The organism is Ancylobacter sp. VNQ12 (assembly GCF_049445835.1).
In the GTDB taxonomy this organism is placed as follows: domain Bacteria; phylum Pseudomonadota; class Alphaproteobacteria; order Rhizobiales; family Xanthobacteraceae; genus Ancylobacter.
This window is the reverse complement of sequence record NZ_JBMSDU010000008.1, coordinates 65,690-86,006: the sequence shown is the minus strand read 5'-3', so window position 1 is coordinate 86,006 and position 20,317 is coordinate 65,690. Positions and strand designations below refer to the sequence as shown.

Below are 20,317 nucleotides of genomic sequence, written 5' to 3'. Positions count from 1 at the left end.
ACGATCGGGACCGCCCCGACGGCCTTATGTCTGCGGCGCCGGCTTTGGCGTGGGCTTTGGCGTGGGCTTCGGGGCAGGCTTGGACGGGGCGACGGCCGGCCGCGCGGCTTCGTCCGCCGCGGTGGCCTTGGCCGCGGAGGCCGGCCGGGAGGGAGCCTTCTCGGCGGTCGCGGTCTTGCTCGCCGCCGGAGCATGGCCCGCCGCGCCATTGCCGTTTGGCGGCGCGGTCGGGGCGTCCTTCTGATCCCTGGCGGAGGGACGGCCGCCGCGCGCCAGCACGCGGCCGCGCTCCAGCAGCGAGGCGGGCGTCGCTTCCGGCTGCAGCAGCCTGCGCGCCTCCTCCGCCGATACCGGCTCGCCGAAGAGATGGCCCTGCCCGTAGCGGCAGCCGAGCTTGGCCAGTGCCGCGGCGGCCTGTTCGCTCTCGATGCCCTCGGCGACGATGTCCATGCCGAGATCGTGCGCCATGTTGATGATGGTGCGCAGGATCACCGGGCGCTGGGCCTTGTTGCCGCTGCGCCCCAGCGCCTTCATGAAGGTGCGGTCGACCTTGATGGTGTCGAATGGGAAGCGCTGGAGATAGGCCAGCGAGGAATAGCCGGTGCCGAAATCGTCCAGCGACAGTCCGGCGCCGAGCTCGCGCATGCGCAAGAGAATCTGCGCGGCATATTCCGGGTTCTCCATCGCCAGCGATTCGGCGAGCTCCAGCTTGAGCGTGCCGGGCGCCACCACATTGCGGGCGAGGATCGCCTTGATTTCCTGCAGCAGGTCGTGCCGCAGCATCTGGCGCGAGGAGATGTTGACCGAGACGAAGATCGGCTCGCCGCGCATGCTGCGCTGCCAGCCGCCGAGCTGGCGGGCGGCGGTATCGAGCGAGAACAGACCGATGTCGAGGATGAGGCCGGTATCCTCGGCGATGCCGAAGAAGTCGTCCGGTGCCAGCGTGCCGAGCGTCGGGTGCTGCCAGCGCGCCATCGCCTCGAAGCCCGCCACGGTGCGTGTCGCGAGGTCGACCACCGGCTGGTAGACGATGCTGATCTCGCCGCGCTCCAGCGCCTGGCGCAGGTCGCTTTCCATGGTCAGCCGATCGAGCTTGTGCGTGCGCATCGAGGGGCGGAACACCTCGATGCGATCGCCGCCGACGCGCTTGGCGAAATACATCGCCAGCTCGGCGTCGCGCAGCATCTCGTTCGGCGCGCGCTTCTGCCCGTCTGCCAGCAGCAGGCCGATAGAGGCGGTGATGAAGATCTCGCGGTCGCCGAAGGTGATGGGCGCGCGCAGCGTGCGGCGCAGCGTGTCGGCGAAGGCGGTGATGCGCTCGGGATCGCGCTCGGAGAGCAGGATCAGCGCGAAATGGTCGCTGCCGAGGCGGGCGAGGGTGTCCTGCTGCTTGGTGAGGCGCATCAGCCGGCGGGCGACGGTGAGCAGGATGGAATCGCCCGCCGGCATGCCGAGGCTGGCATTGACCTGCTGGAAGCGGTCGATGTCGATCAGCATGATGGTCGGCTTCAGCGTGTCGTCCACGCGCGCCATGCCGTTGGCCGAGGACAGCCGGTCGAGGAACAGTTCGCGGTTGGGCAGGCCGGTGAGGTTGTCGTGCACGGCGTCGTGCAGCATGCGCTCCTCGGCGGTGCGCGTGTCCGTCACGTCCGACAGCGTGCCGATGCAGCGCACCACTTCGCCATCGGTGCCGACCACCGGGCGGGCGCGCAGGTTGAACCAGAGATAGTGCCCGTCATGCGCGCGCAGGCGGAAATCCTGGTCGATGCGCCCGCGCCGCTGGTCGAGCAGCCCGTCCAGCGTGGCGCGGAAGCGGTCGCGGTCGGCGGGGTGGATGATGTCGAGCCAGCCGGCCGCCTCGGTCTCCAGCGTGCCGTGCTTCAGGCCGAGCAGGTGTTCGGCTTCCGGGCTCACATGGATGCGGTCGGTGTCGACGTCCCAGTCCCACACGATGTCGCCCGAACCGGCCACCGCCAGTGCCCGCCGCTCCAGTTCCTGCGCGCTGCCGGCGACCGAGCCGATGCCGGCGAAGGCGTGCTGCATCACGGTGAAGCCGATCAGCATGACGATGAGCACGAGCCCGCCCAGCAGGGCCGGCGCCACGAGGTCGTTGCCGATGCGCCCCGACACCGCCATGCCGGCGGTGATGACCCACACCACCAGCAGCAGCAGCGTCGGGATGATGAGTACGGCGCGGTCATAGCGATGGAACGACAGCCAGAGCACCACCGCGAAGCCCATGATGGACACCACGAGCAGCGAGGGCCGGGCGATGCCGGCGGCGGCGGAAGGGTCGAGCAGCGCCAGGCCGACAATGGCGGCGAGGAACACCAACCAGCCGGCGGTGATGTGCGCATAGCGCACGTGCCAGCGGTTGAGGTTGAGATAGGCGAATAGGAACACCACCAGCGTGGCGGCGAGGATGGCTTCGCCCGCGGCGCGCCAGAATTGCTGCGCCAATGGCGAGATGCCGAACACCTTGGTCCAGAAGCCGAAGTCGAGGCCGATATAGCCCAGCACGGCCCAGGCCAGCAGCGCGGCGGCGGGGAACATGGCGCTGCCCTTCACCACGAAGAGGATGGTGAGGAAGAGCGCCAGCAGGCCGGCAATGCCAATGACGATGCCGTTGTAGAGCGTGAAGCTGTTGACCTTGTCCTTGTAGGCTTCCGGCTCCCACAGATAGAGCTGCGGCAGGCCGGAATCGGCGAGCTCAGCCACCAGCGTCACTGTCGTGCCGGGATCGAGCGTGATGAGGTAGACGTCCGCGTCCGGGTCGTTCTGCCGCTCGGGGCGGAAACCCTGGCTCGCGGTGATGTTGAGGATGCGGCGGTTGCCGAGGTCGGGCCAGAACACGCCGGAACCCACCATGCGGTAATGCGGTGCGACGATCAGCCGGTCGACCTGTTCGTCGGTGTTGTTGGCGAGCGCGAATACCGCCCATTTGCTGCCGTTCGGGCCCGGCGCCACCGAGCGCACCTCGATGCGGCGCACGATGCCGTCGGCGCCCGGCACGGTGGAGACCTGGATACGGTCGGTGTCGCTGTCGTGCTTTTCGATTGCCGGAGCGAGGTCCACCACCAGCGCGTCGAGACGGATCGCCACCGCTTCCAGTGCACGGGCGCCGGACGTTGGGAACGCGCTGGCCAGGACGAGCGCGAGGAGGGCGAATACCAACTGCCCGATCGTCGGCTTGCGGGCCGACGGGAGCCGTGGGAATCGACGGTTGCAGGCCAAACGGCTACCCCTGGTTCTCGCGTTGGGGCCGGGTCGACAATCCGGCTCCACTCAAACAATTAGAGGGCGATTTGCCGATGGATGAAACACGGGTGGTTTCGTCCGGTCGGATCGCACTCTAGCCACGCACCGCCCGCTCCCCTTGGCGACGCGCCCAGATGAGTAGCGGCGCCGCGCGGCGTGGGCAAGGCTTGGACCGAAAGGCGGCGCGGACAATCCGCCGTGATGCCGGTGCCGCGCGCGCTCCGGCGACCGGGATGGAAGCCCGCGCCGCGCGGCGCGCCGACAATCGGAGGCAAATTTGAAGCATTTGCGGCGAAGCTACCGGATCGCTGCCAGACGCCACGATTTGACCCGCGCATCGACCTCCGCGCGCTGCGCCGGTGTCAGTTCGGCGACCATCTTGTCGAGCATCGGATCGTCCAGCTGCTGTGCCTTGGCGGCGGCGTGCCATGTGGCGGCGGCGATCTTGTCCTGCGCAACGCCGCGCCCGGCCGAGAGGATGCGGGCGTAGCGGTTCTGCGCGATGGCATTGCCGGCGAGGGCGGCCTTGCGGAACAGCGCGGCGGCGCGCGCCTCGTTCCTCGGCACGCCGGTGCCGTTGAACACCATGATGGCGAGTTCGGTCGTGGCCACCGTGCTGCCGATCTCGTCGGCCCGCTGGAGCAGTCGTGCGGCTTCACCCAAGTCCTTGGGTACACCATTGCCGTCGCGATAGAGCGTGGCGAGGGCATAGAGCGCGTCGGGCTGGTCCTTGTCGGCGGCCTTGGCGAACCATTCGGCGGCGATGGCGGGCTCCTTGGGAGCTGCCGTGCCTTGCAGGTAGACGAGGCCGAGATTGTAGGCGGCGGCGGTGTTGCCCTTCCCGGCTGCCTGCTTCAGCAGTTCGATCGAGTGGTTCTTCTCCTGGCCCGATCCCGACATCAGCGCCATGGAGCCCAAAGTGAACAGCGCATCGGCATTGCCCTTGGCGGCTGCCGCCTCCAGCCATTTGCGGGCGGCGACGGAATCCTGGCGCACGCCGTAGCCCTGCGAGAGCAGTTCGGCGGCCAGCACCATCGCGACCGGATCGCCCTGAGCGTTGGCCCTGGCGACGGCGAGGTCGAAGGCGGTCTTGAACCGGCCGCGCTGGAACGCCGCGAATGCCGGATCCGGCTTCGGCTTGGCCGCGACTTTCTTCGGATCCAGCTTGATCGACGCCGGCGCCTTGCTGGGGGTGGCGCGGGTGGCCGGCGGCGGAGCCGTAAGGCCGGGCGGAGGGCTTCCGTCCTGGTCCTGTGCGCGGACAGCGTTTTCTGCGCTCCCGAGCGCGAGCAGGAAGGTGGCCAGCGCGACGGCGCGGGGCGACGACATCAGGCGGCCCCGCCCGCGAGCAAGGCGGCGAGCGCCGGCGCTCCCGTCGCCGGGTCGTCTAGCAGCAGGTTGTCGACGGCGACGAAGTCCGCGCCGATCGCCACCAGCGCGGCCACTTCCTCCAGGTCGCGCGCATAGGCAACGCAGGGCGGCTCGAAAAGCTGCACCCACCATTCGGTACGCTCCAGCGTGGCGTCGAAGGGCGGACGCCGATCATTGGCGTCGGGCTCCCCAAACATCAGGTAGTCGGCGCCGCTCTCGGCCGCCGTCATCGCGTCGTGCTTGGTACGCAGCCCGCCGGCTCCGGCGATGCCGTGCGGCCGCAACAGAGGCAGCGCGCCGGCCAGGGCGGTGGTGCCGTCGAGATGCGCGCCGTCGGCCTCGATCGCGGCGGCAAGCGCCGTATTGCCTTCCACCAGGCAGGCGGCGCCGATGGCGTGGCTCGCTTCCACCAGCGGACGCAGGCGGTCGGACAGCTTCTCGCCATTGCTGCCGGCCGGCCGCAGGAGAACGGCGGCGATGTCGACGACGTTGCCGGCGTGGCGAAGCGCATCGGCGGCACGCGTCGCCTGCGGGTCGTCGGTTGCCCTGACGAGAACATAGAGGCGGGGGGCGATGGGAGCGGGTTCTGGGGCGGAGCGGGCCATGAGCAAGCCATGTCGGAGGATGGCGGCGAAAGCGCGGCGGTTGCGTGCTTGCCGTATGGTGCCATCTCTAGCGGGCTGTCCGGTCCGGGTCCAGCGCGGGCGGTATCGGCAAAAATGGCGCGACGCCCGACCTGGCAATACATCCTTTGCCTTGTTGATCAGGATTGGCAGTCCTTCGTAGACCACCCGACTTCACCGTCATCCCCCGGCAATGCTAGAAGTTCGCTCGCGCCGACCCGCGCCGGGCTTGTCGTCCCGGCTGTCGCCGCCTTTTGGGGGAAACATGGCCCTTCGTTCCGTTTCTATCGCTGCCCTGCTTGCCGTCGCGACGCTCGTGGCGTCGCCGGTCCTCGCCCAGCAGCCGGCGCCTGCCACGCCCGCCGCGGCACCCGCCGCCGGCTCCGCCATTCCGCAGGCGCTTGCCTGGCCGCGCAGTTTCGACCTCGGCGACAAGCTGCTGCAAATCTACCAGCCGCTGGTCGAGACCTGGGACGGCGACCAGCTTTCCGGCCGCGCCGCCATCGCCATCGGACCGAAGCCGGACGGCTCGAATGCCGCAGGGGGCGCGCCGACCTACGGCATCGCCCGCTTCACCGCGCGCGTGGCGGTCGACAAGCCGGCCAAGCTCGCGCAGCTGAGCAACGTCGTCATCACCAAGGTCGACGTGCCGACCGACCCGGCGCAGGACACGGCACTGCTCAGCGCGCTGCAGGCGCACATTCCGCCGAGCGGCATCACTTTCGCGCTCGATCATCTCCTCACCAGCTACGCGGCGTCCAAGGAGCTGACCAAGGAAATGACGCAGCCGGTGGACAATACCCCGCCGCGCATCATCTTCGCCGACAAGCCGACGCTGCTGGTGCTGATCGCCGGCCAGCCGGTGGCCAAGCCGATCGACGGCGTCGCCGGCTTCCAGCGCGTGGTGAACACCCACCCGCTCATCCTCGTCGACACCGCGGGCGGCTATCACCTGCAGGCGGCGGGAACCTGGTACGAGGCCAAGACGATCGAGGGGCCGTGGACCGTCACGGCTTCGCCCAACCCCTCGCTGGAAGCGGCGGGCAGCACGGCGAACTATGAGGCGCAGGCCGCCTCGCTGCTGCCGGCGAACGGCCAGAAGCCGAAGGTGCCGCCGGCGATCGTCGTCTCCACCGGTCCGGCCGAACTCGTCATCACCGATGGCGCGGCGCAGATGGTGCCGGTGAACGGCACCTCGCTGCTGCGCGTGGGCAATGCCGACCACGCCATCATCCTCGATCCCGGCAGTAACCAGTATTACGTGCTGATCTCCGGCCGCTGGTTCCGCGGCCCCGGCTTCGCCGGTCCGTGGAGCTTCGTGCCGGGCACCAGCCTTCCGGCCGACTTCAAGAAGATCGCGCCAACCGATCCGGTGGCCAACGCGCTGGTGGCCGTGCCCGGCACGCCGCAGGCGAAGGAGGCGGCCATTGCCGCCACCATTCCGCAGACGGCGACCATCGCCCGCAACACCCAGCTGACCATCCAGTATGATGGCGGCGAGCCGAAGTGGGAGCCCATCAAGGGCACGGTCCTTTCCTACGCGATCAACACACGCACGCCGGTGATCCAGCTCGATGCGACGCGCTTCTATGCCCTCGTGCAGGGTGCGTGGTTCGTCTCGAGCACGCCGAAGGGGCCGTGGTACGTGACCGCGACCGTGCCGGCGGCGATCTACACCATCCCCACCTCCTCGCCGCTGCACTACGTCACCTATGTGAAGGTCTATGCCTCGACGGCGGACGCGGTGACGGTCGGCTACACCCCCGGCTATCTCGGCGTCGTGGTCGCGCCCGGCGGCACCGTGGTCTACGGCACGGGCTATGACTGCACCGGCTATATCGGCACCTACTGGTACGGATGCCCGGCGTCCTACGGCTACAACGCCGCCTTCGGCTGGACCGACGGCTTCGCCTTCGGCTTCGCGGCGGGCTATCCCTGGGGTGCCTGGGGGCCGGCCTGGGGGCCCTATTGGGGGCCCGGTCCGTGGGGCGGCCCCTGGGCCGGCGTGAACGTCAACCAGACCAACATCTACGGCCAGTGGGGCAACTACGCGACGATCGACCATGCCTATGGCTACAATCCGTGGACCGGCAATGAATGGGCCGGCCGCGCGGTGAACGGGGTGACCGCGAACGGCACGGCGTTCCAGGGCCGTTCTGGCGCGGCCTTCAACCCGTGGACCGGCAATTATGCCGGTGGGCGCGAGGGCTCGTTCTTCAACCCGGCGACGGGAGCAGAAGGGGCGGCGCGCGCGGGCATCACCGGCAATGCCTATACCGGCAACTTCGCCGCCGGCCGGCAGTCCGAAGCCTATAATCCCGCCACCGGCATCGGCCACGCCTCGGAAACCGGCGTCACCGACACCAACGGCCATGTCAACGTCGACAGCCGCGGTGTCGCCGGCAATGCCAAGACCGGCAATGCCGTCGCCTGGAACAACGGCAACGTCTACACCGACCACGACGGCAGCATTCACCAGTACGACGCCAATAATGGCTGGCAGCACCAGACCATCGATGGTTGGAAGGGGGATACCGACCAGGCGCAGGTGAACCGTCTCGACCAGCAGCGCCAGTTCCAGAGCTACGGCGACCAGCGGGTCGACAGCTTCGCCCGCGCCGGCGGCTATGGCGGCTATAGCGGCTTCGACCATGCCTATTCCGACAATTTCGGTGGTTATCACGGCTATGGCGGCGGCGACTTCGGTGGCCACGACTTTGGCGGCGGCTTTGGCGGCGGCCATTTCGGCGGGGGCTTCGGCGGCGGCTTCCGCCGCTGATCCCGGCTCCGGCGCCACCACGCAAACAAAAACGCCGCCCCTCGGGGCGGCGTTCTCGTTTTCAGTCTCGGCGAAGCATCGCTGCTTGGAAGAGGCGGCTCATGCCGCCTTCTCGAAGAGGCGGCTCAGGCCGCCTTCTTCTGCTCGATTTCCGGCGTCCACTGACCCAGCGCGGCGAGATAGTTCATCTTGGCGCGGTGGGTAAAGGCGGCCTGGCCGGCGGCGACGTTCTCGGGCTTGCCCGACCATGCCTTCTGCGGCGCGGCCTGCAGGGCGCGGCCATAGGAGAAGGTGAGGTTCCACGGCAGCCCGCCGCCGCGGATCATGGCGTCGAGATGGGCGGTGGCCTCCTCGTCCGACTGGCCGCCGGACAGGAAGGCGACGCTGGGGATGGCGGTCGGCACGCAATTCTTCAGGCAGCGCACGGTCTTTTCCGCGACTTCCTCGACCGAGGCCTGCTTCGCCGACTTCTTGCCGGCGATGACCATGTTCGGCTTCAGCACGGTGCCTTCGAGCTTCACGCGGCCATAGAACAGCTGCTGGAAGACTTCCTTCAGCACCCACTCGGTCACTTCGTAGCAGCGGTCGATGTCGTGGTCGCCGTCCATCAGCACTTCCGGCTCGACGATCGGCACGATGTTGGCCGCCTGGGCCAGCGCCGCATAGCGGGCCAGCGCCTGGGCGTTGGCGAGGATCGAGGTGTAGCTCGGGATGTGGGCGCCGATATCGATCACCGCGCGCCACTTCGCGAAGCGCGCGCCGAGGTCGTAATATTCCTTGAAGCGCTCGCCGAGGCCGTCGAGGCCCTCGGTGATGGTCTCGCCCGGGCAGCCCGGCTGCGGCCTGGCGCCGGCATCGACCTTGATGCCGGGAATGGAGCCGGCCTTCTCGATCAGCTCGACCAGCGTCGTGCCGTCCACGGCCTTCTGGCGGATGGTCTCATCGAACAGGATGACGCCGGAGATGTACTTGGACATGGCCTCGTCGGACCGGAACAGCATCTCGCGATAGTCGCGCCGGTTCTCGAAGGTGGATTCGACGCCGATCGCGTCGAAGCGCTTCTTGATGGTGCTGGTGCTCTCGTCCGCGGCGAGGATGCCCTTGCCGCCTGCCGCCAGTTTAAATGCAACCTCTTCGAGGCTAGCCGTCATCTCTCTCTCCCGCGCGAAACAGATGGACACGGCCCCGCTACTTGGTTCGTCCGCGGGGCCGAGCCGGTTGAGTTATAACATCCGGCCCGGCGCTGTCTCGATTATCGAGCTTCTTTGCCGGGTCGGAGGTAGTTCAGCGCCGCAGCGCCTCGACGCCCGGCAGGGCCTTGCCCTCCAGCCATTCCAGGAAGGCGCCGCCCGCCGTCGATACATAGGTGAAGTGGTCCGCGACGCCGGCATGGTTCAGCGCTGCCACCGTGTCGCCGCCGCCGGCGACCGAGAGCAGCTTGCCCGCATCGGTCAGATCCGCCGCCGCCTTCGCCACCGCGACCGTGGCCGTGTCGAAGGGCGGCAGCTCGAACGCGCCGAACGGCCCGTTCCACACCACGGTCTTCGCGGTCTTCAGCTTGGCGATGACGTTCTCGACAGACACCGGGCCGGCATCGAGCATCATCTCGTCCGGCTTGATGTCGTCGACCGAGGCGACGCGGTGCGGGGCATGAGCCTTGAACTCGGTCGCGGCCAGCGCATCGACCGGCAGCACGATCTCGCAGCCGGCGGCCCTGGCCTTGCCGAGGATCTCCAGCGCCGTGCCGGCGAGGTCGTGCTCGCACAGCGACTTGCCGACGGCCTTGCCCTGGGCGGCGAGGAAGGTGTTGGCCATGCCGCCGCCGATGACCAGAATATCGACCTTGGCGACGAGATTGCCGAGCAGTTCCAGCTTGGAGGACACCTTGGCGCCGCCGACCACGGCGAGCACCGGCCGCTCCGGCTTCTCCAGCGCCTTGGCCAGCGCCTCGATCTCCTCCTGCATGCAGCGGCCGGCATAGGCCGGCAGCTTGTGCGCGAGGCCCTCGGTCGAGGCATGGGCGCGGTGGGCGGTGGCGAAGGCGTCGTTGACATAGAGGTCGCCGAGGCTGGCCAGCGCCGCCACGAAGTCGGGGTCGTTCTTCTCTTCGCGCTTGTCGAAGCGGGTGTTCTCCAGCAGCAGCACGTCGCCGGGCTGGAGCTTCGCCACGGCCGCTTCGGCGACCGGGCCGATGGTGGCGGGGGCGAAGGCGACCGGCTTGCCGAGGCGGGAGGCGACCTCGCCGGCGATGGGCGCCAGCGACAGCGCCGGATCCTCGCCCTTGGGCCGGCCGAAATGGGCCAGCAGGATGACCTTGCCGCCCTTGCCGGAGATTTCGCTGATGGTGGGCAGCACCGCGCGGATGCGGGTGTCGTCAGTGACCTTGCCGCCGTCGACCGGAACATTCAGGTCGACGCGGACGAGCACGCGCTTGGCCGAGACATCGGCGTCGTCGAGCGTGCGGAAGGCGGATTCCTCGCTCATGGGTTTCTCTCCCTCGAAGTGTTGATCTTGATACGAAACGGCCGGACCTCCTGTGGGAGAGCCCGGCCGGAACTCATTCAGATCAGCTTGCCGAGGGCGACCGCCGTGTCGGACATGCGGTTCGAGAAGCCCCATTCATTGTCGTACCAGGACAGCACCCGCACGAAGTTGCCTTCGAGCACCTTGGTCTGGTCGAGGTGGAAGATCGAGGAATGCGGGTCGTGGTTGAAGTCGGTGGAGACGTTGGGCTGGTCGGTGAGCCCGAGGATACCCTTGAGCGGGCCGCTCGAAGCCGCCGCCTTGATCGCCTCGTTGATCTCTTCCTTCGTCACCTTCTTCTTGGCGACGAACTTGAAGTCGACCACCGAGACGTTCGGGGTCGGCACGCGGATCGAGGTGCCATCGAGCCGGCCGGCGAGTTCCGGCAGCACGAGGCCGACCGCCTTGGCGGCGCCGGTCGTCGTCGGGATCATCGACAGCGCCGCGGCGCGGGCGCGGTAGAGATCCTTGTGCATGGTGTCGAGCGTCGGCTGGTCGCCCGTATAGGAGTGGATCGTTGTCATGAAGCCGTGGTCGATGCCGACGGCGTCGTTGAGCACCTTAGCCACCGGCGCGAGGCAGTTGGTGGTGCAGGAGGCGTTGGAGACGACGAGATGGTCCTTCGTCAGCTTGTCATGGTTCACGCCGTACACGACGGTCAGGTCGGCGCCCTCGGCCGGCGCGGAGACCAGCACGCGCTTGGCGCCGGCGGTCAGATGCGCGCTCGCCTTGTCCTTCGCGGTGAAGATGCCGGTGCATTCCAGCGCGATGTCGACGCCCAGCGCCGCATGCGGCAGCTCGGCGGGATTGCGGACCGCCGTCACCTTGATCGGGCCGCGGCCCACATCGATGGTGTCGCCGGCGACGGTGACGGTGCCCGGAAACTTCCCGTGGACGCTGTCGAAGCGGAAGAGGTGGGCATTGGTCTCCACCGGGCCGAGATCGTTGATCGCCACGACCTCGATGTCGGTGCGCCCCGATTCAATGATGGCGCGAAGCACGTTCCGGCCAATGCGTCCGAAACCGTTGATGGCAACCTTGAGCGTCATGCGTCTATCCCCAGATGAGCTTTCTTCATGTCGAACCAAACCGCGCCAAGGGCCTCATAGCGCGGTCGACGTTACGACACCAGTCGCTCTTAGGGCTGATGCCTGTCCTGTGCGCAGCTGACGCAGTTCTCATGCGTCAGCTGCATGGCTTTGTCGCTTTCGCCTTGAGTCTCAGCGCTTCAGGCGGGCGAGGGCGGTGGCGACCACGCCTTCGACGGTAATGCCGAAATGCGCGAACACTTCCGGCGCCGGGCCGGAGGCGCCGAAGCCGTGCATGCCCACGAAGGCCGCGTCGGAGCCGACGATGGCGTCCCAGCCCTGGCGGATGGCGGCCTCGATGGCGATCTTCACCGGCGCCTGGCCGACCACCTGCTTGCGGCTTTCCTCGGGCTGGTTGAGGAACAGCTCGAAGCTCGGCACCGAGACGACGCGGGTCGGCACACCCTGGGCTTCCAGCCGCTCGCGCGCCGCGGCGGCGAGCGAAACCTCGGAGCCGGAGGCGAAGAGCGAGACCTGCGCGTCGTCGGAGGCGGCGATCAGCTCATAGGCGCCGCGCGCAGACAGGCAGCGTTCGGTGCTGGCGTCGGTGCGCAGCAGCGGCAGGTTCTGGCGGGTGAGCGCCAGCACGCTCGGACCGGTCTTGTGCTCCAGCGCCAGCTTCCAGGCTTCCGCGGTCTCCACCGTGTCGCACGGGCGGAACACCAAAAGGTTCGGGATGGCACGCAGCGCGGCGATCTGCTCGACCGGCTGGTGGGTTGGGCCGTCCTCGCCCACGCCGATGGAATCATGCGTGAACACATAGACGACGCGCACGCCCATCAGCGCCGCGAGGCGGATGGAGGGGCGGCAATAGTCGGAGAACACCAGGAAGGTGCCGCCATAGGGGATGAAGCCGCCATGCAGAGCGATGCCGTTCATCGCCGCCGCCATGCCGTGCTCGCGGATGCCCCAGTTCACATAGCGACCGTCATATTTCGGCGGCTCGACATAGACCGAGGTCGCCTTGGTCTTGGTGTTGTTGGAGTGGGTGAGGTCGGCCGAGCCGCCCAGCATTTCCGGCAGGGCGGCGGTGAGCGCCTCCAGCACGATCTCCGACGACTTGCGGGTGGCGACCGCGCCGCCGTCGGCGCGCGCCTTGGCGATCACGCCGGAAACCACCTCGCCGGTCTTGGACGGCAGCTCGCCGCGGATGCGGCGCTCGAACTCGGTACGCTTGTCGAGATCGGCAGCCTTCAGCCGCTCCGACCAGCTCTTGTGCGCCTGCCGCGAGCGCAGGCCGGCGAGGCGCCAGGCATCGAGCACGTCGCTCGGAATGACGAAGGGGTCGTATTCCCAGTTCAGGAAGGCGCGGGTGGCGGCGATCTCGGCGGCGCCGAGCGGGGCGCCGTGCACGCCGTTGGTGCCGCCCTTGTTGGGCGCACCATAGCCGATGGTGGTGCGGCAGGCGATCAGCGAGGGCTTGTCGGACGTCTTGGCACGCTCGATGGCGGCAAGGATGGCGTCCGGGTCATGGCCGTCGACACGGGTCGCGGCCCAGCCGGAGGCCTCGAAGCGGGCAAGCTGGTCGGTAGCGACGGAGAGCGAGGTCGGGCCGTCGATGGTGATGTGGTTGTCGTCCCACAGCACGATGAGCTTGTTGAGCTTCTGGCGGCCGGCGATCTCGATCGCCTCTTCCGAGATGCCTTCCATCAGGCAGCCGTCGCCGCAGATGACATAGGTGTGGTGGTCGACGAGGTCCGCGCCGAACTGCGCCGCCAGCATGCGCTCGGCGAGCGCGAAGCCGACGGAGTTGGCGAGGCCCTGGCCGAGCGGGCCGGTGGTGGTCTCGATGCCGACCGTGTGGCCATATTCCGGATGGCCGGGCGTGCGCGAGCCGAGCTGGCGGAAGTTCTTGATGTCGTCGAGCGTCATCCCCTCATAGCCGGTGAGGTAGAGCAGCGCGTAGATCAGCATCGAGCCGTGGCCGGCGGAAAGGATGAAGCGGTCGCGGTCCGGCCAGTGCGGGTCGGCCGGGTCATACTTCAGCACCTTGCCGAACAGCACCGTGGCGACATCCGCCATGCCCATGGGCATGCCGGGATGGCCCGACTTGGCGGCTTCGACGGCGTCCATCGCCAGCGCGCGGATGGCGTTGGCCATGCGATCATGCTTTTCGCGGTTCGACATGAGGGCTGATGTCTCCGAGGGGAACACGTTGTCCTAGGTGTATGTGCTCTTGGCGTGCACCTTGCGCGCCGGTTCGGGCGGCACAAGGCTGTTGGGCCTGCCGCAGTGCGGGATCCGGCCGGCGCGAGTGATAGCACCACGCTGTGACCTGTCAAAGGCGCAGGCGCGCCGGTTCTGTCCGCCAACCGGATCACCAAGGGCAGGCTCGGTTGACGCTGGCAGCCGCGATAGGCTCAATGTGGCCGGAATCACATGCAAAACGGCATTCGCACGACCCGCCGGCAGAGCCGGCCCGATTTATTCATCCGCGAGCGGAGCGATGGTGTCATGAACCCGCCATCCGGCGAATCCTCGGCCCTTCACGCGGCCTTGCGGCGTTTCGACAGCGCCGTGGAGGCGCTCGAGGCGGCGATCCAGCGCCGGCTGGAGGTCGAGCGCCAGGAGGCGGCGCTGGCGCAGCAGCTGCACGTCCTGGGAGCGGATCGCTCGCGCCTTGCCGACGCGCTCGACGGCGCGCAGTCGCGGGCCGACCGGCTGGAAACCGCCAATGAAGAGGTGTCGCGCCGGCTCGGCAGCGCGATGGAGACCATACGCGCGGTCCTCGCCGCGCAGCAGCGCTGAGAGGCTCGGCCATGGCACATGTTACCGTCACCATCGCCGGGCGGGCTTATCGCATGGCCTGCGACGACGGGCAGGAGGAGCACCTCACCCGTCTCGGCGAGGAGGTCGACGCGCGCATCGACCAGCTGCGCGCCGCCTTTGGCGAGATCGGCGACCAGCGGCTCAGCGTCATGGCGGCGATCACCATCGCCGACGAGCTGAGCGAGGCGCGCCGGAAAATTCGTGCGCTCGAACAGGAGGCTGCTGCCGACCGGAGCGGGCGCGATGCGGCGGTGCGCCGGCTCGGCGAGGTCGAGAGCGAGCTTGCCGGCACGGTGGCGGGTGCCGCCGAGCGGCTGGAGCGGCTGGCGCGCGAGCTCGGCCCCAGCCCTTCCGGCGGCGTCGGCATGGGCTGAAAACGGGGTTGCGGCCGGCGGTAGCGGGGGCATCGCCCGCGCCGCGCGCCGACGTCCCGACTTGACGGCGCGGGCTGCCACGGGCACAGGTGCAGGCTTTCCCGCCGCACGTCCCTTCCGCTGTACGCCCTTCACGCCTTCGTCGAGACCTCCCGCATGATCCGCTCCCCGCTCATGACCGTCATGGTCCAGGCCGCCCGCAAGGCCGGCCGCTCCCTCGTCCGCGATTTCGGCGAGGTCGAGAACCTGCAGGTCTCGCTGAAGGGCCCGGCGAACTTCGTCTCCAACGCTGACCGCAAGGCGGAGAAGATCCTGCACGAGGAACTCGCCAAGGCGCGGCCCGGCTTCGGCTTCATCCTCGAAGAGAGCGGCGAGATCGACGGCACTGACGAGAGCCATCGCTGGATCATCGATCCGCTCGACGGCACCACCAATTTCCTGCACGGCATCCCGCTGTTCGCCATCTCCATCGGCCTGGTGCGCGACGGCGTGCCGATCGCCGGGCTGATCTTCAACCCGGTCACCGACGAGCTGTTCATCGCCGAGAAGGGCGCCGGCGCCTTCATGAACGACCGGCGCATCCGCGTCGCCGCCCGCCGCAGCCTTGCCGACAGCGTCATCTCCTGCGGCGTGCCGCATATGGGGCGCGGCGATCTCGGCCAGTTCGCCCGCGAATATCTTGCCATCGGGCCGAAGGTCTCCGGCCTGCGGCGCACCGGCGCGGCCGCGCTCGATCTCGCCTGGGTCGCCGCCGGACGCTTCGACGCCTTTTGGGAGCGGGGCCTGAGCCCGTGGGACATGGCGGCGGGCATCGTGCTGGTGCGCGAGGCCGGCGGCTATGTCAGCGACCTCGACGACGGCGACAAGATGCTCGCCAAGGGCGACATCATCGTCGGTAACGAGGTAATTCGCCGCGATCTGCTGACCGTGCTGCGGAAGGCCTAGGACGCCCCTAAGATTAGGCACTACCGAAGGTTTCATTTCCCCCCGTCTGTGGCATAGTCCGGCGCAGGGCGGCTCCCTGCGCCGGGAGAATCCGCCACATCATCGAGACGGCTTGGGGCATGGACGCGTCGGATCCTTTTCACAAACTCTCATCCCCGCGCATCTTTCTGGTGCGGATGTTCATCTTCCTCCTGCTCGGCATCGCGCTCGCTTCCGTGCTGCATGAACAGATCTGGCGCGCCTTCCTCAACAATCCCGGCCTCAACGGCGTCATCTTCGGCGTCCTGCTGATCGGCACCATCTTCGCCTTCCGCCAGGTGGTGCGGCTGCTGCCCGAGGTGGAGTGGGTCAACAGCTTCCGCGTGGCCGATCCCGGCCTCGAAGTGCGCCGCGCACCGCGCCTGCTGGCGCCGATGGCATCGCTGCTGGGCGACCGCGTCGGCCGCATGTCCATCTCGCAGGCGACGATGCGGGGCATCCTTGAATCGATCGGCACCCGCCTCGACGAGGCGCGCGACCTGCTGCGCTATCTCACCGGCCTGCTCATCTTCCTCGGCCTGCTCGGCACCTTCTGGGGCCTGCTCGACACGGTGTCCTCGATCGCCGGGGTGATCGGCGCGCTCGATGTCGGCCCCGAATCCGCCTCGGTGCTGGAGACCATGAAATCCGGCCTTGCCGCGCCGCTCGGCGGCATGGGCATCGCCTTCTCGTCCTCGCTGTTCGGCCTTGCCGGCTCGCTGGTGCTTGGCTTCCTCGATTTGCAGGCCGGCCAGGCGCAGAACCGCTTCTACACCGACCTCGAGGACTGGCTGTCGACCACGGTGGAGGACCTCAGCCACGAAGCGCAGCAGCGCCCGCGTCCCGTGCCGGTGCCGCCGACCTATGCCGCCGCTGCCGCCGCGCCCGCGCCGGCGTCTCCGATCGGTCCCGCGGGACTGCTGCCGCCGCCCGACCTCGCCCAGCTCACCGAGGCGGTCAGCCGGCTTGACCGCACCATGACCGAGGCCGGCTCGCAGCGCGTGACTACTGCCATGGCGCATCTGGCCGAGAGCCTTCAGGGCCTTGTCCAGCACATGCGCGGCGAGCAGCAGATGGTGCGCGACTGGGTGGAGGCGCAGGCCGAGCAGCAGAAGGACATCAAGAAGCTGCTTGAGCGCATCGCCGCCCAAGGGGCCGCGTCGACGCCCGCCGACCGCGAGCGTGCGTGATGGCTCTCGGACGCTCGCGCCGCGGTGATCGCCATATCGACTACTGGCCCGGCTTCGTCGACGCGCTGTCGACGCTGCTGCTGGTCTTCGTCTTCCTGCTGTCGGTGTTCGTGCTCGCGCAGTTCGTGCTGACGCAGGAGATCGGCAACAAGGACGACGCCATGTCCCGGCTGCAGGCGCAGATCCGGGAACTGACCGACCTTCTTGCCCTGGAACGCGCCAGCGAGGCGGAATCGGAGAGCCAGATCGGCTCGCTGCGCGCCAGCCTGCTGGCCATGGAGCAGGAGCGCGACGTGCTGCGCGAGGCGGCAATCGCCACGGCGAGCCCCGAGGAGATCGCCGAGGCCGAGCGCCGCGCCAGCGCACTGGCGCGCCAGCTCGGCAACGAGCAGGACGCGGCCGCGCAGGCGGCGGCGCAGATCGCCATACTGAACCAGCAGATCGCCGCGTTGCGCCGGCAGATCGCCGCGCTGGAGGAGGCGCTCAATATTTCCGACCAGAAGGACAAGGAGAGCCAGTCGCGCCTCGCCGATCTCGGGCGCCGGCTCAATGTGGCGCTGGCCCAGCGGGTGCAGGAGCTGACGCGCTACCGCTCCGAGTTCTTCGGCCGGCTCAGCGCCATTCTCGGCAACCGGCCGGGGATAAGGCAGGTCGGCGACCGCTTCGTCTTCCAGTCGGAAATCTTCTTCGACCGCGCCTCGGCGGAGCTGCGGCCCGAGGCGCTTCCCGCGCTCGACGACATCGCCACGGCGCTGGCGACGCTGGAGAAGGAGATACCCGACGACATCGCCTGGGTGCTGCGGGTCGACGGCCACACCGACGACCGGCCGATCCAGACGCCGCAATTCCCCTCCAACTGGGAGCTGTCCGCCGCGCGTTCGATCGCCGTGGTGCAGTATCTGGCGGGCAGGGGGATCGCGCCCCGTCATCTCGTCGCCGCCGGCTTCGGCGAATACCAGCCGCTCGACACGGCCGACAGCGACGATGCACGGGCGCGCAATCGCCGCATCGAGCTGAAGCTGACTGAGAGATGACCGCACGGCGATGACCCAGCGCCCGCCCGCCGAGCTCGAAGGCTTCGTGTGGGGACGAATGCCCGCCATGGCCGACCTTTGGGTCGAGGCCTGGCAGGAAGCCATGCCGGAGATCGATTTCGAGGCGCGGCGCGGCTGGCTCTGCCATCGCGTCGAGGCGCTGCTGGACGAGGGCGCGGTGATCGAGCTGGCGGTCGAGCCCGGCGCCGGCACGCTGCTCGGCTTCGTCTGCGTGCATCCGCGCACCGGCTATGTCGACCAGCTGGTGGTGCATCCCGATCATTGGGGCGAAGGCGTCGCGCATCGCCTGCTGGACGTGGCGGCGGCGTGCACGCGCCATCCGCTGGTGCTCGACGTGAACGAGGAGAACCGGCGGGCGGTGCACTTCTACGAGAAGGCCGGCTTCGCCGTTGTCGCGCATGGGACAAACCCCACCTCCGGCCGGCCGACGCTGCGGATGGAGCGGCGCGCGGGCGGCTGAAGCGGCGTCCCGTCAGCCCCCGTTGGTCGCGCCGAACTGAAGCGCCGCGAGGCGGGCATAGAGACCGCCCTGCGCGACGAGGCTCTGATGCGTGCCTTCCTCCACCACCCGGCCATGCTCCATGACGAGAATGCGGTCGGCGGAGAGTACGGTGGCGAGGCGGTGGGCGATGACCAGCGTGGTGCGCCCTTCCATCGAGCGGTCGAGCGCCTGCTGCACCAGCGTCTCGCTTTCGGCATCGAGCGCGGAGGTGGCCTCGTCCAGCAGGAGGATCGGCGCGCGGCGCAATATGGCGCGGGCGATGGCGATACGCTGGCGCTGGCCGCCGGACAGGGTGACGCCGCGCTCGCCGACCGGCGTGTCCCAGCCCTCCGGCAGGCGGGCGACGAACTCGTCGGCGACGGCGAGACGGCCGGCCTCCTCCACTTCTGCATCGGTCGCATCGGGCCGGCCAAGGCGGATGTTCTCGCGGATCGAGCTGGCGAAGATCGCCACGTCCTGCGGCACCAGCGCGATGCGGGCACGCACCGCCTGCGGCGACGCCTTGGCGATGTCGACGCCGTCGACCTCCACGCGACCTGAAATCGGGTCGTAGAAGCGCAGCAGCAACTGGAACAGTGTGCTCTTGCCGGCACCCGACGGGCCGACGATGGCGACGCGCTCGCCGGGCTTGATGGCGAAGCTGACACCGGACAGCACCGGGATATCGCGGCGCGTGGGATAGGTGAAGGCGACATTGGCGAAGCGGACCTCGCCGCGCGGCGCGGGCAGCGGCAGGGGATCGGCCGGGGGCGTCACTTCCGGCTTCTCGGCCAGCAATTCGGCGATGCGCTCGGTGGCGCCGGCGGCCTGCGAAATCTCGCCCCATACCTCGCTCAGCTGGCCGAGACCGCTGGCGGCGAGCACCGCGTAGAGCACGAACTGGCCGAGCGTGCCCGCGCTCATCGTCCCGGCGAGCACGGCGTTCGCGCCGGCCCAGAGGATGCCAACGACGCTGGCGAAGACCAGGAAGATGCCGACGCCGGTGAGCAGGGCGCGCGCCCGCACGGCGTTGCTCGCGGCATCGAAGGCATGCTCGACCTCGCCGTCGAAGCGCCGCGTGGCGGCCGGTTCGGCGGTGTTGGCCTGCAGGCTGCGGATGGCGCCGATGGCCTCGGCGGCATAGGCGGAGGCCTCCGCCAGCGTGTCCTGCGCCCCGCGCGAGCGCTTGCGCACGCCGCGCCCGGAGCCGATCAGCGCGGCGACGATGACGGGAATCGCGATCAGCAGGATGGCGGAGAGCCACGGGCTGGTGATGACCATCATGATGGTCGCGCCGATGAACAGCACGATGTTGCGCAGCGCGATGGACGCGGAAGCGCCGACCGCCGACTTGATCTGCGTGGTATCGGCGGTGAGACGGGAAATCAGCTCGCCGGACTTCGCCCGGTCGTAGAAGCCGCCGTCGAGGGTGAGCAGATGCTCGAAGACCTGTGCGCGCAGGTCGGCGACGATGCGCTCGCCGAGCGTCATGACGAGGTAGTAGCGCGCCGCCGAGGCGGCCGCCAGCACCGCCACCACGCCGATCATCACGCCGAAATAGCGGTCGATGAAGCCGGCATGCTGCACGTCGAAGCCGAAGTCGATCATCCGCCGCACCGCGATCGGCACCACCAGCGTCGCGAGGGCAGCGACCAGCAGGGCCACGAGCGCCGCGCTTGCCCGGCCCCGGTAGCGGCTTATATGCGGCCACAGCGCCTTCAGCGGGCTGAGGCGCGGGCGGCGGGGGGCGGGCAGTTCGAGGCTCGTGGAGGATTGGTTCTGGGCGGCTTGTGTCACAGGCATGTCTCGGTTATAGAGCCGCTCGGATTTCCGGCAGGATCGT

15 protein-coding genes are annotated in these 20,317 nt (G+C 68.8%); 7 read left to right on the top strand and 8 right to left on the bottom strand.

Annotation, left to right across the window (positions count from 1 at the left end):
• Positions 1-24: 24 nt before the first annotated feature.
• The 3 genes from ACO2RV_RS13065 to ACO2RV_RS13055 form a co-directional block, all read right to left on the bottom strand.
• Entirely contained in the window at positions 25-3,174 is a 3,150-nt protein-coding gene (locus ACO2RV_RS13065) for a putative bifunctional diguanylate cyclase/phosphodiesterase (protein ID WP_423293600.1), read from the bottom strand.
• A 381-nt stretch (positions 3,175-3,555) separates the two neighbouring features.
• Positions 3,556-4,587, bottom strand: a complete 1,032-nt coding sequence (locus ACO2RV_RS13060) for a tetratricopeptide repeat protein (RefSeq protein WP_423293598.1) — start codon at positions 4,585-4,587, stop codon at positions 3,556-3,558.
• On the bottom strand, positions 4,587-5,234 hold the full coding sequence (locus ACO2RV_RS13055; protein WP_423293596.1) for a thiamine phosphate synthase: 648 nt from the start codon (positions 5,232-5,234) through the stop codon (positions 4,587-4,589). Before ACO2RV_RS13055 ends, ACO2RV_RS13060 begins: the two co-directional genes overlap by 1 nt.
• 283 nt (positions 5,235-5,517) lie before the next feature.
• Between ACO2RV_RS13055 and ACO2RV_RS13050 the strand changes: the two genes are divergently transcribed.
• Positions 5,518-8,031, top strand: a complete 2,514-nt coding sequence (locus ACO2RV_RS13050) for a carbohydrate-binding family V/XII (protein WP_423293594.1) — start codon at positions 5,518-5,520, stop codon at positions 8,029-8,031.
• Between the two features lie 125 nt (positions 8,032-8,156).
• Here ACO2RV_RS13050 and ACO2RV_RS13045 read toward each other — a convergent pair whose 3' ends face one another.
• The 4 genes from ACO2RV_RS13045 to tkt form a co-directional block, all read right to left on the bottom strand.
• Positions 8,157-9,182, bottom strand: a complete 1,026-nt coding sequence (locus tag ACO2RV_RS13045) for a class I fructose-bisphosphate aldolase (RefSeq protein WP_423293592.1) — start codon at positions 9,180-9,182, stop codon at positions 8,157-8,159.
• A 133-nt stretch (positions 9,183-9,315) separates the two neighbouring features.
• Entirely contained in the window at positions 9,316-10,515 is a 1,200-nt protein-coding gene (locus tag ACO2RV_RS13040) for a phosphoglycerate kinase (RefSeq protein WP_423293590.1), read from the bottom strand.
• A gap of 77 nt (positions 10,516-10,592) precedes the next feature.
• Entirely contained in the window at positions 10,593-11,603 is a 1,011-nt protein-coding gene (gene gap, locus ACO2RV_RS13035) for a type I glyceraldehyde-3-phosphate dehydrogenase (protein ID WP_423293588.1), read from the bottom strand.
• Positions 11,604-11,774: 171 nt separating this feature from the next.
• Positions 11,775-13,769 (bottom strand): transketolase, encoded by a 1,995-nt coding sequence (gene tkt, locus ACO2RV_RS13030; protein ID WP_423293586.1) that lies wholly within the window; start codon positions 13,767-13,769, stop codon positions 11,775-11,777.
• A gap of 327 nt (positions 13,770-14,096) precedes the next feature.
• Here tkt and ACO2RV_RS13025 point away from each other — a divergent pair, with 327 nt between their 5' ends.
• The 6 genes from ACO2RV_RS13025 to ACO2RV_RS13000 all read left to right on the top strand — a co-directional run bounded on the left by ACO2RV_RS13025 (position 14,097) and on the right by ACO2RV_RS13000 (position 18,453).
• On the top strand, positions 14,097-14,390 hold the full coding sequence (locus tag ACO2RV_RS13025) for a DUF4164 domain-containing protein (protein ID WP_423293584.1): 294 nt from the start codon (positions 14,097-14,099) through the stop codon (positions 14,388-14,390).
• Between the two features lie 11 nt (positions 14,391-14,401).
• Positions 14,402-14,785 carry a cell division protein ZapA gene (locus tag ACO2RV_RS13020; RefSeq protein WP_423293582.1) on the top strand — a complete coding sequence of 128 codons (384 nt, stop codon included), beginning with the start codon at positions 14,402-14,404 and terminating at the stop codon, positions 14,783-14,785.
• 156 nt (positions 14,786-14,941) lie between these two features.
• Positions 14,942-15,730 (top strand): inositol monophosphatase family protein, encoded by a 789-nt coding sequence (locus ACO2RV_RS13015; RefSeq protein ID WP_423293580.1) that lies wholly within the window; start codon positions 14,942-14,944, stop codon positions 15,728-15,730.
• A gap of 119 nt (positions 15,731-15,849) precedes the next feature.
• Complete coding sequence (locus ACO2RV_RS13010; protein ID WP_423293578.1) at positions 15,850-16,938, top strand: flagellar motor protein MotA; 1,089 nt, start codon at positions 15,850-15,852, stop codon at positions 16,936-16,938.
• Positions 16,938-17,972: a peptidoglycan -binding protein gene (locus ACO2RV_RS13005; protein ID WP_423293576.1), complete on the top strand. Its 1,035-nt coding sequence runs from the start codon at positions 16,938-16,940 to the stop codon at positions 17,970-17,972. The genes ACO2RV_RS13010 and ACO2RV_RS13005 overlap by 1 nt, the downstream gene beginning before the upstream one ends.
• Positions 17,973-17,982: 10 nt before the next feature.
• A complete protein-coding gene (locus ACO2RV_RS13000) occupies positions 17,983-18,453 on the top strand; it encodes a GNAT family N-acetyltransferase (protein WP_423293574.1) in 471 nt (156 codons plus the stop codon).
• A gap of 12 nt (positions 18,454-18,465) precedes the next feature.
• On the opposite strand, the gene ACO2RV_RS12995 is transcribed toward ACO2RV_RS13000, so the two are convergent.
• Positions 18,466-20,277, bottom strand: coding sequence for an ABC transporter transmembrane domain-containing protein (locus tag ACO2RV_RS12995; RefSeq protein ID WP_423293572.1), 1,812 nt, complete (start codon positions 20,275-20,277; stop codon positions 18,466-18,468).
• Between the last annotated feature and the right edge of the window lie 40 nt (positions 20,278-20,317).

Excerpts from the sequence above, each read along its gene's own strand:
- ACO2RV_RS13060 (WP_423293598.1), bottom strand. The coding sequence starts at position 4,587 with ATGTCGTCGCCCCGCGCCGTCGCGCTGGCCACCTTCCTGCTCGCGCTC.
- ACO2RV_RS13055 (WP_423293596.1), bottom strand. The coding sequence starts at position 5,234 with ATGGCCCGCTCCGCCCCAGAACCCGCTCCCATCGCCCCCCGCCTCTAT.
- ACO2RV_RS13050 (WP_423293594.1), top strand. The coding sequence starts at position 5,518 with ATGGCCCTTCGTTCCGTTTCTATCGCTGCCCTGCTTGCCGTCGCGACG.
- ACO2RV_RS13045 (WP_423293592.1), bottom strand. The coding sequence starts at position 9,182 with ATGACGGCTAGCCTCGAAGAGGTTGCATTTAAACTGGCGGCAGGCGGC.
- ACO2RV_RS13040 (WP_423293590.1), bottom strand. The coding sequence starts at position 10,515 with ATGAGCGAGGAATCCGCCTTCCGCACGCTCGACGACGCCGATGTCTCG.
- gap (WP_423293588.1), bottom strand. The coding sequence starts at position 11,603 with ATGACGCTCAAGGTTGCCATCAACGGTTTCGGACGCATTGGCCGGAAC.
- tkt (WP_423293586.1), bottom strand. The coding sequence starts at position 13,769 with ATGTCGAACCGCGAAAAGCATGATCGCATGGCCAACGCCATCCGCGCG.
- ACO2RV_RS13025 (WP_423293584.1), top strand. The coding sequence starts at position 14,097 with ATGAACCCGCCATCCGGCGAATCCTCGGCCCTTCACGCGGCCTTGCGG.
- ACO2RV_RS13020 (WP_423293582.1), top strand. The coding sequence starts at position 14,402 with ATGGCACATGTTACCGTCACCATCGCCGGGCGGGCTTATCGCATGGCC.
- ACO2RV_RS13015 (WP_423293580.1), top strand. The coding sequence starts at position 14,942 with ATGATCCGCTCCCCGCTCATGACCGTCATGGTCCAGGCCGCCCGCAAG.
- ACO2RV_RS13010 (WP_423293578.1), top strand. The coding sequence starts at position 15,850 with ATGGACGCGTCGGATCCTTTTCACAAACTCTCATCCCCGCGCATCTTT.
- ACO2RV_RS13005 (WP_423293576.1), top strand. The coding sequence starts at position 16,938 with ATGGCTCTCGGACGCTCGCGCCGCGGTGATCGCCATATCGACTACTGG.
- ACO2RV_RS13000 (WP_423293574.1), top strand. The coding sequence starts at position 17,983 with ATGACCCAGCGCCCGCCCGCCGAGCTCGAAGGCTTCGTGTGGGGACGA.
- ACO2RV_RS12995 (WP_423293572.1), bottom strand. The coding sequence starts at position 20,277 with ATGCCTGTGACACAAGCCGCCCAGAACCAATCCTCCACGAGCCTCGAA.